This window comes from Bartonella bennetti, from assembly GCF_045945445.1.
Taxonomy (GTDB): Bacteria; Pseudomonadota; Alphaproteobacteria; order Rhizobiales; family Rhizobiaceae; genus Bartonella.
In genome coordinates this window covers 777,018-793,676 of sequence record NZ_CP174576.1, presented here as the reverse complement: position 1 = coordinate 793,676, position 16,659 = coordinate 777,018, and the positions used below count along the sequence as shown (strand labels likewise).

Genomic DNA, 16,659 nt, shown 5'->3' with positions numbered 1-16,659 from the left:
AATGATAAAGTTAAGATAGTGGTTTTTTATTTTTTATGTGAAATAAACTATACGTTATTATTAGCTTTTGTTATAATGGAAATGATTTAAATTTGTGGAGTTTATACAATGGCTGGGAGCCTTAATAAAGTTATTTTGATTGGTAATCTTGGTGCGGACCCTGAAATTCGCCGGTTAAATTTTGGTGATCAGGTGGCAAATTTACGTATTGCTACTTCAGAGAGTTGGCGGGATCGCAATACAAATGAGCGTAAAGAGCGAACAGAATGGCACAATATCGTTATTTTTAATGAAAATCTGATTAAAGTTGTTGAGCAATATTTAAAAAAAGGAAGTAAAATTTATATTGAAGGTCAGCTGCAGACACGTAAATGGCAAGATCAAAACGGAAATGATCGTTATACAACAGAGATCGTTTTACAAAAATACCGTGGTGAATTACAAATGCTTGATAGCCGTGGGGTAGGAAGTGGAGAGCAAGTATCCAATGCAAATCAGTCCAGCGGTAGTTTTGATCAAAAAGATGATTTTGATCAGAAGAATAATCAATTAAAAGGGAATTTTTCACAGCAATTGGACGATGATATTCCTTTTTGATAATCTTATAGCGATATTCTATTTCGGAAATATTCGTTTATTTTATCATTGAGATAATGCTTAAAATAATGCAGAGGATGTATCTACTTAGCTATTTATTTTACTTTTTATTGAGGAGAGAACGCTCTATCCATTTCATATACGATTACGATTTTTAATAAAAGCAAATAACATATTGAAAATTATCGTTAAATTTTTACTCTTTGTAAAGAGGGAGATTAGCATTTTGCAATTTTTTTCGATATAAAAGATCAAAGTGATTCTTTTTTGAAAGTATTGAAGTTGTGACCGATCTTACTACACAATCAGAACATGATGTGCTGACCGGTATTGAGCCAGTTAGTATTATTGAAGAAATGCAACGCTCTTATCTCGATTATGCGATGAGCGTTATTGTATCGCGTGCATTACCTGATGTGCGCGATGGTCTTAAACCTGTTCATCGACGTATTCTTCATGCGATGAATGAAATGGGTCTTTCTTTTAATAAATCTTATCGTAAATCAGCAGGTGTTGTTGGGGAAGTTATGGGGAAGTTTCATCCTCATGGTGATGCTTCAATTTATGATGCATTGGTGCGTATGGCACAGGATTTTTCCTTACGAAATCCATTGATTGATGGACAGGGAAATTTCGGATCGGTTGATGGCGATCCTCCTGCAGCAATGCGTTATACAGAGTGTCGTTTAGAAAAAGTTGCGGAAGAACTTTTAGCTGATATCGATAAAGAGACAGTTGATTTTCAAGATAATTACGATGGACGTGAGCGTGAACCTATGGTTTTACCGGCACGTTTTCCTAATCTTTTAGTTAATGGATCAGGTGGGATTGCTGTAGGAATGGCCACCAATATTCCTCCACATAATCTTGGTGAAGTTATTGATGGATGTATTGCTTTAATTGACAATCCTACTATAACGCTTGATGAAATAATTGAAATTATTCCTGGTCCGGATTTTCCTACGGGTGGTATTATTCTCGGTCGTTCAGGTATTCGCTCAGCTTATGAAACAGGACGTGGTTCAATTATTATGCGTGCTAAGGTTGATATTGAAGAAATTCGCAATAACCGGCAGGCAATTATTGTAAGCGAAATCCCTTATCAGATTAATAAAGCAACGATGATTGAGAAGATAGCTGAATTAGTACGTGATAAGCGCATCGAAGGAATCTCTGATCTACGTGATGAGTCTGACCGTGATGGGTATCGGGTTGTTATTGAACTTAAGAGGGAAGCTGTTGCAGATATTGTTTTGAATCAACTGTACCGCTATACGCCATTACAAACTTCTTTTGGTTGTAATATGGTGGCGTTGAATGGGGGAAAGCCTGAGCAAATGACGTTGCTTGATATGCTTCGTGCTTTTGTTTCTTTTCGCGAAGAGGTGGTCAGTCGGCGCACAAAATATCTTTTGCGTAAGGCACGTGAACGTGCGCATGTTTTAGTTGGTCTTGCTATTGCTGTTACCAATATTGATGAAATTATAGCATTAATTCGCACGGCACCTGATCCTCAGACAGCCCGTATACAGTTAATGGAGCGGCGTTGGTTGGCCGCTGATGTGGCATCTTTAATTAAGCTTATTGATGATCCTCGTCATATTATCCATGAGGATAACACATATAATTTATCTGAAGAACAAGCTAGAGCTATTCTGGAGTTACGTTTACAGAGGCTCACTGCACTTGGACGTGATGAAATTGCTGATGAATTAAATAAAATTGGGGTAGATATTACAGATTATCTTCATGTCTTGGCATCACGCTTGCGGATTATGGGCATTGTTAAGGATGAACTAAGCACTCTTCGCGAGGAATTTGTAACTCCCCGGCGTACTATCTTTGGTTTTGGTAATGCTGAGATGGACAATGAAGATCTGATTGTGCCGGAGGATATGGTGGTAACGGTTAGTCATAGTGGTTATATTAAACGCGTACCTCTCAATACATATCGTGCTCAGCGTCGTGGAGGTAAAGGGCGTTCTGGTATGTCCACAAAGGACGAGGATTTTGTAACCCGTTTGTTTGTAAGTAATACACATACATCTGTTCTTTTCTTTTCATCACGTGGGATTGTTTATAAAGAAAAAGTTTGGCGTTTACCTATTGGTACACCCCAGTCGCGTGGGCGCGCTTTAGTCAATATGCTTCCTTTACAGGAGAAAGAGCGTATAACAACAATTATGCCATTGCCAGAAGATGAAGCAAGTTGGAGTAAATTAGATGTTATGTTTGCAACAACTCGTGGAACAGTACGCCGCAATAAATTATCGGATTTTATTCAAGTAAATCGTAATGGTAAAATTGCTATGAAACTTGATGACGAAGATGAAATTTTATCTGTAGAAACTTGTACAGAGCATGATGACGTTGTTCTGACAACAGCCAATGGACAATGTATTCGTTTTCCGGTCATTGATGTTCGTGTTTTTATGGGGCGTAATTCGGTAGGGGTACGTGGTATCAATATGGTTGATGGTGATAAGGTTATTTCTATGACTATCTTAGAGCATGTTGAGGCAACATCGGTCGAGCGTTCTGCTTATATTAAACGTGCAATTAATGAGCGACGTGCTGCTGGTGCAGATGCGGAAGATGTTGTAATTGTTGATGAAGATGAAGAGGAAATAGAAACAGAACTAACAGATGAGCGTTATGCAGAGCTTGCTGCTCGTGAGCAAATGCTTTTAACAGTTAGTGAGTTTGGATATGGAAAACGATCTTCTTCTTATGAATTTCGTATTTCAGGGCGTGGTGGAAAAGGAATTCGCGCAACTGATCCAACTAAAGCTACTGAAATTGGCAAGTTAGTAGCAGCTTTTCCAGTCAAAGCGCAAGATCAAATTATGTTGGTTTCAGATGGAGGACAACTTATTCGAGTTCCCATTGAGGGTATTCGTATAGCCGGTCGTTCTACAAAAGGGGTAACAATTTTCAATACAGCAAAGGGTGAAAAAGTTGTATCGGTTGAGCGTATTTCTGATCCTGAGGATGATGCAAACAAACTAGATGATGACAGTGAAAAGCATTCTGGTATGGTTGATGTTAATTAAGATAAATAACTCTGGGATTATCGGAAAAAATAGATGAAAATTGCTCTTTATGCAGGATCTTTTGATCCTATTACAAATGGTCACCTTGATATTTTGCGAAGTAGTTTAGTTTTTACTGATAAAGTGGTGGTGGCTATTGGTATACAAGCTACAAAAGAGCCATTTTTTAGTTTTGAAGAACGTGTTGCTTTAATTACACAAGTGAGAAAAGATTTATTGAATATAGGTTCTGATCGATTACAAGTTATTTCATTTGATAATCTCATCATTGAGAAAGCGCGTGAAATTGGTGCTTCGTTTCTTATTCGTGGATTGCGTGATGGTACTGATTTTGATTATGAAATGCAGATGGCGGGAATGAATGAAGTAATGGCTCCTGACTTGCAAACAATTTTTTTACCAACAAGTATTTCTAGCCGTATGATAAGCTCTACATTGGTGCGTCAAATTGCTACTATGGGGGGAGATGTTACGCCTTTTGTTCCTCAAAACGTTGCACAAGCTTTGTACTCAAAATTTAAATCTTAAAGGGAAGAATGATTGTGTTTTTTAGAATTTTTACTGTTTTAACATGTATTTTTTACTTATTTTCATTTAGTGCTGTTGCAGATGATCATAATATTCTTGTTTTATCTCTTAAAAATGGTGATGTGATTATTCAATTGCGTCCAGATCTTGCACCAAAACATGTTGCTCGAATTAAGAAATTAACAGAAGAAGGTGCTTATAATAATGTTGTATTTCATCGCGTTATTCCTGGTTTTATGGCACAGACTGGTGATGTGAAATTTGGAAAAAAAGATAGTGTTGATTTTGATCTCAAAAATGTTGGTAAGGGTGGTTCAAACTATTCTAATTTACCAGCAGAATTTTCAAAACAACCTTTTAAGCGTGGTACTGTTGGTATGGCTCGTTCACAAGATCTACATTCAGCAAATTCTCAATTTTTTATTTGTTTTGATGATGCTACTTTCTTAAACAGTCAGTACACTGTTGTTGGAGAAGTTGTAAAAGGAATGGAAATTGTTGATAAAATTAAAAAAGGAACTGTAGATAATAATGGGTCTGTAATAGATCCCGATGTTATTAATGCTGCCTATTTGCAAGTTGAGAAAAAAGTGAAAGTAGAAATAAAGGAATAACACTATGATCGAGCACAAAGATCCCGAAAATACTTTAATTCTTGAAACAACAAAAGGAAAAGTAGTAATTGAGCTTTTTGCTGATTTAGCTCCTGCTCATGTTATACGTATCAAAGAACTTGTGCGTGAGGGCGCATACGATGATGTTGTCTTCCATCGTGTTATTGACGATTTCATGGCTCAAACTGGTGATGTGCAGTTTGGCAAAAAAAATGCTGAAAAATTTAATTTATCACGTGTTGGTATGGGTGGTTCAGATAAACCCGACTTAAAAGCAGAGTTTTCAAATCTTCCTCATAAACGTGGTACAGTTTCTATGGCACGTAGCCAGAATCCAAATTCCGCTAATTCGCAGTTTTTTATTTGTCTTGCAGATGCTCCTTGGCTTGATCGTCAATATTCCATATGGGGACAGGTGCTTAAAGGGATGGAAAATATTGATAAAATCAAACGCGGTGAACCTGTCGTGGATCCAGATGCAATTATTAAAGCTACAATTGTTGCAGATGCTAAATAATAGAGATGTTACGTAACATTTTTTGCAATTTTACAGCGTGAGAGCTGCATATAAATGGTGTATTTTCATGCAGAAAGAGTTTTGAATGTTGAGATTTCAAAATAAAAGATTGCACTGAAGATTAGCTTATCTACGTGAAAATACATTTTTCATAAAATTTGCGATTAAAAGAAAGCACATTGGCTAGCATCATAAAATGTTAGATATTTTTTTTGTATTAAATAATTGTTTTTATTTTGTTGATCATTTAAGAGCAGATTTTCTTTAATTTTTTTGACTAATTTTAGTATTAGTGAATAAAAGAGAGCCGTAATTTATAACTGCGGTAAAAAGGCGATTGCTTTTATTTTAGTAGTAATATGGGTTTCTGAGATCAAAAAGATAAAATAATGATAAAAGGATTTCACTATAAAAAAAATTCTCAAGATGGATACGCTCGTCAAGGTGAAATTATAACGGGACGAGGGCGTATTCGCACACCTGCATTTATGCCAGTTGGGACGGCTGGAACCGTTAAGGCTATGTATATGGACCAGTTGCATGCTCTTGGTGCAGATATTATTTTGGGCAATACTTATCATTTAATGTTACGACCAGGAGCTGAGCGTGTTGCCCGTTTAGGGGGGTTACACGAATTTGTTCGTTGGTCTGGACCTATTTTAACGGATTCTGGTGGTTTTCAGGTTATGTCTCTTTCAGGGATATGTAAGATTACGGAGCAGGGTGTTATTTTCCGCTCTCATATTAATGGGGCATATTATGAAATGAGTCCAGAGCGTTCTATCGAAATCCAAGGGCTTCTTGATTCTGATATTCAAATGCAACTTGACCAGTGTATTGCATTACCGGCATCAGAGAGAGAAATAGAAGCTGCTATGGAACTTTCATTGCGTTGGGCAGAGCGTTGTAAAAAAGTTTTTGGTACTCAACCAGAAAAAGCAATTTTTGGTATTGTTCAAGGTGGAGATAATATGAAATTGCGTGAACGCTCTGCTCAAGCATTAAAAGAAATGGATTTGAAAGGCTATGCCATTGGAGGTCTTGCGGTTGGCGAACCTCAGGATGTTATGACAGCTGTCCTAGATGTTACTTGTTCAATTTTACCGGAGGACAAGCCGCGCTATCTCATGGGAGTAGGGACACCAGATGATATCTTAAAAAGTGTAGCTCGAGGAGTAGACATGTTTGATTGTGTTATGCCAACTCGTGCAGGGCGCCATGGTTTAGCTTTTACTCGTTTTGGAAAAATTAATTTGCGAAATGCACGTTATGCAGAAGATCCAAATCCTCTTGATTCACAATCACCTTGCTCTGCTGCACGCGATTATAGTTGTGCTTATTTGCATCATTTAATCAAATCTGGTGAATCTCTTGGAGGCATGTTATTAACTTGGAATAATCTTTTTTATTATCAGCAGCTAATGCAAGGTATCCGTGACGCTATTAAAGCAGGATGTTATGCTGACTTTTGCTCTGATACCGCAGCTTTGTGGATGCAAGGGCGATAAATGATTGTAAAGAAAATTTTGTTAATACAGAAAAAATGTTCAGATAGCTCTTTCAAGGAATATAAATGTGCTGCTCTAAGTAGATATACGGATGATGTTATTTATTTCTTTATGGTATTACCTATTGAACAAAAAATATTGCTCCGGTACGCACTACCTGATCCGGAGAGAAGCAGCTTATTTCTGTTTCTAATAACTATCTAAATTAACAATGTTAATTCTAAGTTAGTAAATCCTTAAAGAAGTATGAAAATTATCTTTTTAAGATGCTTTGTGTTTATCTTTATAAAATATCATAAAAGTAAAACGTGAAAGCTGTATATCTTTTTTTTAAAGAAATTGCTTTTTGATATTAAAAACGTATTATTTGCTCATTTTACAGCGCATTTAATAGACTAACATTCAAAATATAAAAATAATAAGATATGGATTTTCTAAGGATAAAATTCTTTAATGTCTTTTAGAATTGATTTTAAAACCAAGCATTTGGGCATTTTAGCTCTTGCAGTAGGAAGCTTTGCTATTGGTACTGCTGAGTTTGTTGCAATGGGTTTACAACCGGAGATGGCGAATAGCTCACATATTAGTATTGCTATAGCGGGACAATATATTTCTTCTTATGCTTTAGGAGTTGTGATTGGAGCACCTATTTTAGCTGTTGTAACAGCTAAGCTGCCACATAAGGCTGTTTTGATAGGATTGATGTTTTGTTATGCTTTGGCGAATATTGTTAGCGCATTTTTTTCTGATTTTAATGTATTGGTGATCTTGCGATTTATTAGCGGTCTTCCACATGGCATTTATTTTGGTATTGCGACTATGGTTGCATCTTGTATGGTAGAAAGAAATGAACGGTCAAAAGCTGTTGGCAGTGTTATGCTTGGTTTGACAATTGCAACAGTTATTGGAGCACCAAGTGCAACTTGGATCGGCCAATTTATTGGGTGGCAGGTTGCATTTTTTCTTGTAGGTATTGTTTCTTTTGTGTGTTGTTTTCTTATTTGGAAATTTTTACCTTCTGTTTCTAATTTTGCTAAAACAAGCATTTTAAACGAGTTAAGTGCATTAAAGAAAAAGGAAGTATGGTTCCTTTTAGCTATGGTGTCAATTGGTGCATCAGGATTATTTTCTGTTTTTACATATATTAAGTCAACATTGCTTTATGTTTCTAATGTTTCTCTTGAATGGGTACCATTTATTATGCCGTTGATGGGATTGGGGATGGTTGTGGGTAATATTTTAGGTCCTGAATTCGCGGTTAAGATTGGTTCTTCAGCAACGATATTTTTTACTATGCTTTGGAGCACATTTATTTTTTTTCTTTTTTTCCTTTTATCATATACTCCGCTAACAGCAGCATTAGGATGTTTTCTTATTGGGACTTCTTTTGCATCTATGCCTTCTATACAAACAAAAATCATGGATATTGCCGTACCTGCACAGATATTAGCAAGCGCTTTAATGCAATCTGCTTTTAACATTGCTAATGCTCTTGGTGCCGAATTGGGAGCATGTGTTTTGAAATTAGGCTATAGTTATGAATATACAGCTATCCTTGGAGGTATTTTAACTTTGTGTGGATTGTTGATTTTCTGTTTTTTATGGTACATGGAAAAATATAATCAATATTTTTCTGAGTAAGTAAAGCTATTTTAGTCTTTTATAAAGCGTAAGAATAATTAAAAGAGAGCAGCATAGTGGTGACCTCGATAGAAAATAATACAACAAATATAATAAAAAGTGTTTTTATACATATAAAAAGAGACTTTTATCAGAGCGAGTCATAAAATGTGTATTTTAACTATTTATAGAAGAAAACTCAAAGCTTTCTAAATAGAAAGCTTTGAATTCGGAATGATATTAATGAGTCATTTCTTTTTTTAGGTTTTCATCAATTTTATCAAGAAATCCTGTTGTAGACAGCCATTTTTTTTCGGGACCGATTAAAATAGCAAGATCTTTTGTCATGAAACCTTCTTCAACAGTATGAATACAGACTCTTTCCAATATAGTAGCAAAATTTTTTAATTTTTCATTATTATCAAGCTTGGCACGATGCGTTAATCCACGTGTCCAAGCAAAAATGGACGCAATAGAATTTGTTGATGTTTCTTGATTTTTTTGATGCTGACGGTAATGACGAGTTACTGTGCCATGTGCAGCTTCTGCTTCAACAATTTTACCATCTGGTGTCATGAGAACAGAAGTCATAAGACCGAGAGAACCAAATCCTTGAGCAACGATATCTGATTGAACATCACCATCATAATTTTTACATGCCCAAACATAACCACCTGACCATTTAAGTGCAGAAGCTACCATGTCATCGATAAGACGATGCTCATAATATAATTTACGATTTTCAAATTCGGCTTTAAATTCTGTGTCAAATATTTCTTGAAAGATATCTTTAAAACGACCATCATAGGCTTTTAAAATGGTATTTTTTGTCGAAAGGTAGACAGGGACATTGCGTTGAAGCCCGTAATGAAAGGATGCGCGGGCAAAGTCGCGGATTGATTCATCAAGATTGTACATCGCCATTACAACTCCTGCACTTGGAGCATTAAAGACATCATGTTCGATAATTTGACCATCATCACCAACAAACTTAATACTTAATTTTCCTTTACTCGGAAATTTGAAATCCGTTGCTTTATATTGATCGCCAAAGGCATGACGTCCGACAATAATTGGTTTTGTCCAACCTGGAACGAGACGTGGAATATTTTTACAGATAATAGGTTCACGAAAAATAACACCTCCTAAAATATTGCGAATTGTTCCATTTGGAGATTTCCACATTTTTGTTAAGTTAAATTCTTTAACGCGTGCTTCATCAGGAGTAATGGTTGCACATTTTACACCAACCCCATATTGTTTGATAGCATGAGCAGAATCAATTGTTATTTGATCGCTGGTTGCTTCTCTATTTTTAATGGAAAGATCGTAATATTTAAGATCAATATCAAGATAGGGATGAATGAGCTTATCCTTAATATATTTCCAGATAATACGAGTCATTTCATCGCCGTCAATTTCGACAATGGGATTTGTCACTTTAATCTTTGCCATTAGGAATCCTTTTTTTATTTAAACAATATTTTTTGCTTATAGCATTTTCAGATTCATGATGGAAATTAAAAACAGAAATCGAGAAAAAGCTTTTTGCATATATAACTAAGTTTTTATTTTAAAGTTTTTTTATCTGTGTTATATTAAGCACAATGTAAGGTATTAGGGTGTACCATTTAAATGGGGGAAGATAATGGTTTCTGTTGGCTCATTTCAGGTAAGTCCGAGAATTGATGGTTACCAAAAACATAGCTCACATAAAGAGCAGAATTTCAATGAGGTGCTTAAGGGTACTATTCAGGTGCCATCTGTGCACATTAGTAGTAAAAATATTATTCCTTCGATTTTGTATGATACATTATCATCTTTTCAAGAGTTTTCTGATAATTCTGATAGTAAAGTTCAATTTACAGAAATCTTACCTTCTTTAATTGGTAGTACTCATTCTCTTTCTTTATGGGATACTTTAATTGAAGCTGATGCATCACAATTTCAAGATTATGATGGCGTTCCAAGTGGTCGTTTTCAGGTTTATGTTCCTTTGGTAATGGATGGTAATCAATTGAGAGATCTTGTACATTCTTTAGCAAGAGAAGGGAAATTGCTTGGAGGACCACAAGCTTTGTTTACAGCTCTAGAACGTGATACTGCTAGAATATATAATCAATCAGATATAGAAAATCTTATTGGAAAATCAGTTAATTGGAAACAAGGTAATATGTTTGGAACAATGTGGGATCGCCGTGTGATTGATGAGCAATTAATTCAAAAATTTCAACAGGAAGGTAAGCAAATATTTACTGGAGCCATAGGATCTCTTCGTTTTTCTATTATTTATTAAATAAAGTAAGAAAATTTATTTATATCAATTTCTTTGTTTTATTATTAGAGATTGCATTAGCCAAACTAAAATTTTTAAATTTGGTTATTATACAATTAGAGACTCTTTGTAGTAGTATAAATATGAACTATTACGAGCATTATGTTTACCTTCTGGTATCTAACACAAGACACATTAGGAATGTTGATCGTTATCACGACTGAAATTTTCAGATAACAAGTTTGGTTATAAAAAATTTACAAAGAGTGTTAATCTATACTCAAGATAAAAAAACAATAAAATAAATATCTCGTTGTCAAAATTGTCAAAGTTAGAATTTTATAGTTTATTGGTTTTGTTTATGTTTTTTCTTCACTATTCTTGATCATTTTGTGGCTTTTTTATCGTTTAACTTTCATCTCAATATTTTATAGAAGTAATAACCATTAACAATGTTAGTTACTAAATATATAATAATATTTTTATCATAAAAAAAACATATTGATAATAATATAATATACATATTAGAATTTTATATTTTTTTAGCTGTTAAAAATGATTAGTATTATTTATCAAAGCTTATTGAAATTAAAGAAATACACACAAAAGAAATCAACTCGTAATTTTACATCTTCTTTATTAAAGGAAGAACAAAAGTCAAATGAAATGGTTGATATAGACAATGTTTCCGGTGCAGAATCGACACATATAGACATTTTTCGAAAAGCACCAGAAGAGCTTCTTAGAGTGATTGATATAACCATCAATATGTATATGGTTCATGGGCTTGATATCTCTCCTGAAAAACTCGCAACTGTAAGAAAAGATGCTGCTAATGATTTTTTACGCAGATATTCTTCATCTAAATCTAATGATTTTAGACTTAGGGATTTTTTCCTCAGAGATTTATTCCTTAGGGATTTGTCTTCTATAGATTCTTCACTGAAGAAGTCTAAGATTCCAATGGATGACGTTTTACTAAATAGTTATGCCTATTTAAATGGTTATACTTATTCTGATAGTTTAACATTAAAAAATAAATATGAATTGCGTGGTATAGATTTTCAGGAAAGATGTGCGCGTGATATAATACAAGCGAGTGTTAATCTGAAAGAAGAGCCACTGCCAGAAAAATTTGATTCCTCTTATCTAAAATATCTTCATAAGCGCTTGTTTGAAAATACATTTGAATGGGCTGGTTGTACCCGAGAGCTTCCATTTACATTTTCAGATGGTACAGTTGAGATGAATTCAACATTAAAAATACCTGACCTGAAGTACTCTATAAGCAGTGATAAAGTTAAAAGCGGTTTAGAAGAAATTGATCGAATACTTGCCGAGAAAAATAGTTTGAAAGGTTTATCACGTGAAGAATTTGTTCGTGAAGCATCAACAATATTTTCTCACTTTTATAATATATATCCTTTCCGGAGTGGAAATGGATGTGTACAACGTATATTTTTTGAAAAAATGGCAGAGGCCGCAGGGCATAGACTTGATTTCTCAGTTATAACAAACCAACGTTGGAAATATGTCCGCCATGCTGCATTATCATTTGATAAAAATGATGTAACCACTATACACAATCTTTTTGAAGATATCTCTAATCCAGAAAAAGTAAATATTTTAAAGGAATTCATACAACATAAAAATGATATCAAAGATTTCGAGATTGGAAATAAGCTTATTGCAGTAGCAAAAGAAGGCTCTACCTATATGGGCCTCTATAAAGGTTGTAGCCGAGATTCTATTATGCTCTTGGTAAATGATCAGTATGTTTTATGCAAAAAAGATTATCTTGCACCAGAAACAGTAAAGACATTGCGGCTTGGTGATAGAATTACTTTTACAGTTCCAACGTCCAAAAAAATTGTTGAAAATGTTCTCATCCCAGACGAAAGAGTAGCCTCTTTGACGGAAGAAGAAATTATTTCAAAAATTGCAGAAAATGGCTCCGTCCAAAGGGCTATGCAAAGAATCAGAAGTTTATCAAAATGTGTCTATGGAAGCCCGGAAATGTTGGATAAGGATATAAATCTGATTCATGTAGATTCAGGTCTCGGTGAACAGCATATCGAGCAGCATGTGAGTCTTTTTAAATATAAGTTTGCAGGTATGACAATATTAGGTGTCGACAGTCCAGCGCGCAAACGAGCTAGGATAAATTACTGTAAGCTCGAGCAAGCACTGGATGATTATATAAGTACTGTAATTTTTACTAGAGAAAGAATTCTTCAAAGACATCAAGAAAAACACGAACGTTGCCAGCGAAAGATAAAAATGCCTAGTCAAGTGCGAAATATCCTTTCTTTATCTGAAGAAGATCAAATCAAGGCCTTAAATGCCAATTCTTCTCTTCACGAAGAGATCAAAGATCTTACGAATCAAGTCAGAGAGCGTCTTACACCATGGGAGTATCAAGCACTTGATAAGGAACAGTATGATAAGCTTGCTGACAGTATAGGCATATCAGTAAGTAGAGCACGGGAAGTTACAGCAATTATTAAGCAAGCTCACAAAGTATGTCAGTTAACCAGAAACAGAGTTCATGACTCGAAGACGATGAGTATAGTCTATTAAAAATATAAAAGCTTTTACTTTTTTATATTCATGGATAACTTCTTTTTATAAAGTAACCCATGTAAGGTACTCATACCTGTTTCTATTATAATAATTTAAGGTGCAATAATCTTTTAAAGAAACTTTGATTTATAGTGGTTATTAAAGGAAAATGTAAAGCCCTATTTCTTTGCCTGTAAAAAAAGATCAATAACTATCTAAAAAAAGCATCTGGTACGCCCAAGGGGAATTGAACCCCTGTTTCCGCCGTGAAAGGGCGATGTCCTAACCGCTAGACGATGGGCGCAGTCCAATTATGAGGCTTATAGAGAGGATCCTTTTACTTCGCAAGTCCTGTAAGTGATTTTTTTTAAAAAAAATGCATTTTTTTGAATTATTTTTTGAAATATACTTGGGATTATATAACTCAGATCATTTGATAAAATTACAAATGATCCAATATTTTATAAAAATCGATAATATGTTTTAGTATGCAAAATAGTGATACTTTCATTTTTTTTGATAAAAAAATAGATGAAGATGATTAATCCAGGAATTTTATAATGAGTATCACTCACTTTATTTTTTATCATAGGATTGATGCATAGTAAAAGCATTACTTAACATAAAAAAAATTACTCCCTAAAAATCATTATCTGCATTTAATAAATAAATTACAAGCCACAGTTTATTTGATGCAATTGAGCTGGGAGAAATATGCATCGCGAAACTGAAATATTGTATGATAAGGTGAGAAAGGATCATTAAAGCAGATAAAATATTTACAAGATGCAATACTATATAAAGCTTTTTGATTTAGTTAATGAACATTTAAGGGGAATGAGATTATAGTTTTCTCTTGTAAAAATCTTTCATCTTTATAAAAGCTGTATTATTGATATTTAGGAATAAAATGCTAATGTCGTTTTATGAATACTAATCCGGTAGGACTTTTTATATGACGCAATCAACTCAAAAGATCTTAAATGGACTCGATCGTATTTTAACTCTCGAGTTAGTCCGTGTGACTGAGTATGCCGCTGTTGCAGCTGCACATTGGCGAGGACGTGGTGATGAAAAAGCAGCCGATCAAGCTGCTGTGGATGCGATGCGTCGAGAACTTAATTGTTTACCTATTGATGGTATGATTGTAATTGGTGAGGGAGAGCGTGATGAAGCTCCTATGCTTTATATCGGAGAGAAAGTAGGACTTCAAAATGGAGTAGCTGTTGATATTGCACTTGATCCACTTGAGGGAACGACTATTTGCGCAAAAAATCTTGTTAATTCACTTTCCGTGATTGCGATTGCTCAAAAAGGGAATTTACTTTATGCTCCTGATGTTTACATGGAAAAAATTGCCATTGGTCCTGGTTACCCAAGGGGAGTGGTTGATATAGATGCTGAGCCTGCTGATAATATTCATGCTCTTGCAAAAGCTAAAGGGGTAGATGCTAATCAAATTACTGTCTGCATTATGGATCGGCCTCGTCATGCAGAATTGATTAATAAAGTGCGTATGACTGGCGCATCAATTCGTCTAATTGGTGATGGAGATATTGCTGCTGTTATTCATACAACTGATCCAGATGCAACAGGTATTGATATTTATATGGGCATTGGTGGAGCACCAGAAGGTGTATTAGCTGCGGCAGCTTTACGTTGTACTGGTGGACAAATACAAGGGCGTTTACAGCTTAATACAGAAGAGCAAATTGCCCGTGCTGCTAAGATGGGCATTAAGAATCCTAATAAGGTTTATACAATGGAAGAAATGGCTAAGGGTGATGTTCTATTTGCAGCAACAGGTGTAACTGATGGTAACATGTTATCTGGCGTTAAATTTACTCGTGATTATATCCAAACAGATAGTCTTGTGATGCGTTCACATACTAGGACAATTCGGAATATTAAAGCACAACACAGAAATCAATTGAAATTTGGCTGATGATTTTTTAGCCGATATTGTGACAATATAAGGGTGCACTACTCAGAGAAATATATCTTTATAAATTTTTGAAGATGTTTTTAGTTTCTTATATAGATATTATGATAGTCGAACAGAGTGTACCCAACCGTTTTTATCTTCTATATTTCCTTTTTGTATATCGATAAGTTGTGTGCGCAATTTTTCTGTAATCTCACCACATGTTTCATTTGCAATGATACATTCTCCATCTTTATATTTAATACGTCCGATTGCTGTTATAACAGCAGCTGTGCCACACGCAAAAACTTCCTTAAGGTGACCATTTTTCACATCTTCTTTAAGTTCCTCAAAAGAATAAGGCCGCTCTTCTATTGTTAAACCCATTTGTTGTGCTAACTTCAAAATTGAATGACGAGTTATTCCTGCAAGAATAGTGCCGTTGAGTGCAGGTGTTACAAGTATATTATTTGCCATAATAAAACAAATGTTCATTCCACCGAGTTCTTCAATCCATTTATGTTCAACCATATCAAGAAAGAGTACTTGACTACAATTGTTTTGAGTTGCATTTTTTTGCGCGATTAGGCTTGCTGCGTAGTTTCCACCACATTTAGCAGCTCCTGTGCCGCCAGGACCGGCACGACTGTAGTCTGTTTCAAGCCATACGCTAATAGTCGTTTTTTGTCCTGTAAAATATGATTCAGCTGGAGATGCTATGATACAAAAAATATATTCTCGAGAAGGATGAACCTTCAATAGGTTATCGTTGCCAAACATAAAAGGGCGTAAATAGAGGCTAGCATTTGGATGATCAGAAACCCATTTTTGATCAATTTTTACTAATTGCTTCACTGCATTCAAAAAGATATCCTTTGGTAATTCAGGCATAGCTAACCGTTTCGCTGATTCCACAAAACGCTGTGCATTAGCCTCAGGGCGGAATAATAAAATACGTCCATCTTTTGCACGATATGCTTTTAAACCTTCAAAAATTCCCTGCGCATAATGCAAAATGACACTCGCTGGACTGATTTCTAAAGGTTTGTACTGAGAAATAATAGCATCATACCAGCCTTTATCTTCAGTCCATTTAATAATGACCATATGGTCTGTAAAAAATTGACCAAAACCAGGACTTTTCAGAATTTTTTCACGCTTTTTATCTGATAAAGGTGATGGATGCTTATTTATTTTAAACAGAAATGGCGATTTAGGAAAATTCATAAGTTAAACTTTCTGAAACAAGATTTTATTTCTATGTTTTTGGGCAAGATAACAAAACGTTTCTATAATAATATTATGATTAGCAACTTCTGTATGTCAACATTCTCTCACATGAGCTAGATTCTAGCAACTATTAATAGGTATATGATGTTAAAATTTTTGTTCATAATTCTTATAGAGGAGTTTGGAACTTTTATAGATACATAGCGTTTTCTGAGATACCGTAAATGTTTA

General features: G+C 34.8%; 12 protein-coding genes and 1 tRNA gene. 10 read left to right on the top strand and 3 right to left on the bottom strand.

Annotation, left to right across the window (positions count from 1 at the left end; genetic code table 11):
* The first annotated feature begins 108 nt into the window (after positions 1 to 108).
* From ssb to ACJTDF_RS03570, 7 genes are all read left to right on the top strand, one after another.
* A complete protein-coding gene (gene ssb, locus ACJTDF_RS03600; protein WP_407966185.1) occupies positions 109 to 597 on the top strand; it encodes a single-stranded DNA-binding protein in 489 nt (162 codons plus the stop codon).
* A gap of 284 nt (positions 598 to 881) precedes the next feature.
* The gene (gene gyrA, locus ACJTDF_RS03595; RefSeq protein WP_407966184.1) at positions 882 to 3,650 is read left to right on the top strand and encodes a DNA gyrase subunit A; all 2,769 of its coding nucleotides are present in this window, start codon (positions 882 to 884) and stop codon (positions 3,648 to 3,650) included.
* A gap of 33 nt (positions 3,651 to 3,683) precedes the next feature.
* Positions 3,684 to 4,178: a pantetheine-phosphate adenylyltransferase gene (gene coaD / locus ACJTDF_RS03590; protein ID WP_407966183.1), complete on the top strand. Its 495-nt coding sequence runs from the start codon at positions 3,684 to 3,686 to the stop codon at positions 4,176 to 4,178.
* A gap of 8 nt (positions 4,179 to 4,186) precedes the next feature.
* Positions 4,187 to 4,792, top strand: coding sequence for a peptidylprolyl isomerase (locus ACJTDF_RS03585; RefSeq protein ID WP_407966182.1), 606 nt, complete (start codon positions 4,187 to 4,189; stop codon positions 4,790 to 4,792).
* Between the two features lie 4 nt (positions 4,793 to 4,796).
* Positions 4,797 to 5,309 (top strand): peptidylprolyl isomerase, encoded by a 513-nt coding sequence (locus ACJTDF_RS03580; protein ID WP_407966181.1) that lies wholly within the window; start codon positions 4,797 to 4,799, stop codon positions 5,307 to 5,309.
* A 389-nt stretch (positions 5,310 to 5,698) separates the two neighbouring features.
* Positions 5,699 to 6,817, top strand: a complete 1,119-nt coding sequence (tgt, locus tag ACJTDF_RS03575; RefSeq protein WP_407966180.1) for a tRNA guanosine(34) transglycosylase Tgt — start codon at positions 5,699 to 5,701, stop codon at positions 6,815 to 6,817.
* Positions 6,818 to 7,270: 453 nt separating this feature from the next.
* Positions 7,271 to 8,458, top strand: a complete 1,188-nt coding sequence (locus ACJTDF_RS03570; protein ID WP_407966179.1) for an MFS transporter — start codon at positions 7,271 to 7,273, stop codon at positions 8,456 to 8,458.
* A 219-nt stretch (positions 8,459 to 8,677) separates the two neighbouring features.
* On the opposite strand, the gene ACJTDF_RS03565 is transcribed toward ACJTDF_RS03570, so the two are convergent.
* Positions 8,678 to 9,892, bottom strand: coding sequence for an NADP-dependent isocitrate dehydrogenase (locus ACJTDF_RS03565; RefSeq protein ID WP_407966178.1), 1,215 nt, complete (start codon positions 9,890 to 9,892; stop codon positions 8,678 to 8,680).
* Positions 9,893 to 10,085: 193 nt separating this feature from the next.
* On the opposite strand from ACJTDF_RS03565, the gene ACJTDF_RS03560 reads away from it, so the two are divergent.
* Entirely contained in the window at positions 10,086 to 10,733 is a 648-nt protein-coding gene (locus tag ACJTDF_RS03560; protein WP_407966177.1) for a hypothetical protein, read from the top strand.
* Positions 10,734 to 11,267: 534 nt separating this feature from the next.
* Complete coding sequence (locus ACJTDF_RS03555; protein ID WP_407966176.1) at positions 11,268 to 13,292, top strand: BID domain-containing T4SS effector; 2,025 nt, start codon at positions 11,268 to 11,270, stop codon at positions 13,290 to 13,292.
* A gap of 211 nt (positions 13,293 to 13,503) precedes the next feature.
* Here ACJTDF_RS03555 and ACJTDF_RS03550 read toward each other — a convergent pair.
* A tRNA-Glu gene (locus ACJTDF_RS03550) sits at positions 13,504 to 13,578 on the bottom strand.
* Positions 13,579 to 14,229: 651 nt separating this feature from the next.
* Here ACJTDF_RS03550 and glpX point away from each other — a divergent pair.
* A complete protein-coding gene (gene glpX / locus ACJTDF_RS03545; protein WP_407966175.1) occupies positions 14,230 to 15,219 on the top strand; it encodes a class II fructose-bisphosphatase in 990 nt (329 codons plus the stop codon).
* 99 nt (positions 15,220 to 15,318) lie between these two features.
* Here the strand turns inward: glpX and ACJTDF_RS03540 are convergent, their stop codons facing one another.
* On the bottom strand, positions 15,319 to 16,425 hold the full coding sequence (locus ACJTDF_RS03540) for a branched-chain amino acid aminotransferase (protein WP_407966174.1): 1,107 nt from the start codon (positions 16,423 to 16,425) through the stop codon (positions 15,319 to 15,321).
* Between the last annotated feature and the right edge of the window lie 234 nt (positions 16,426 to 16,659).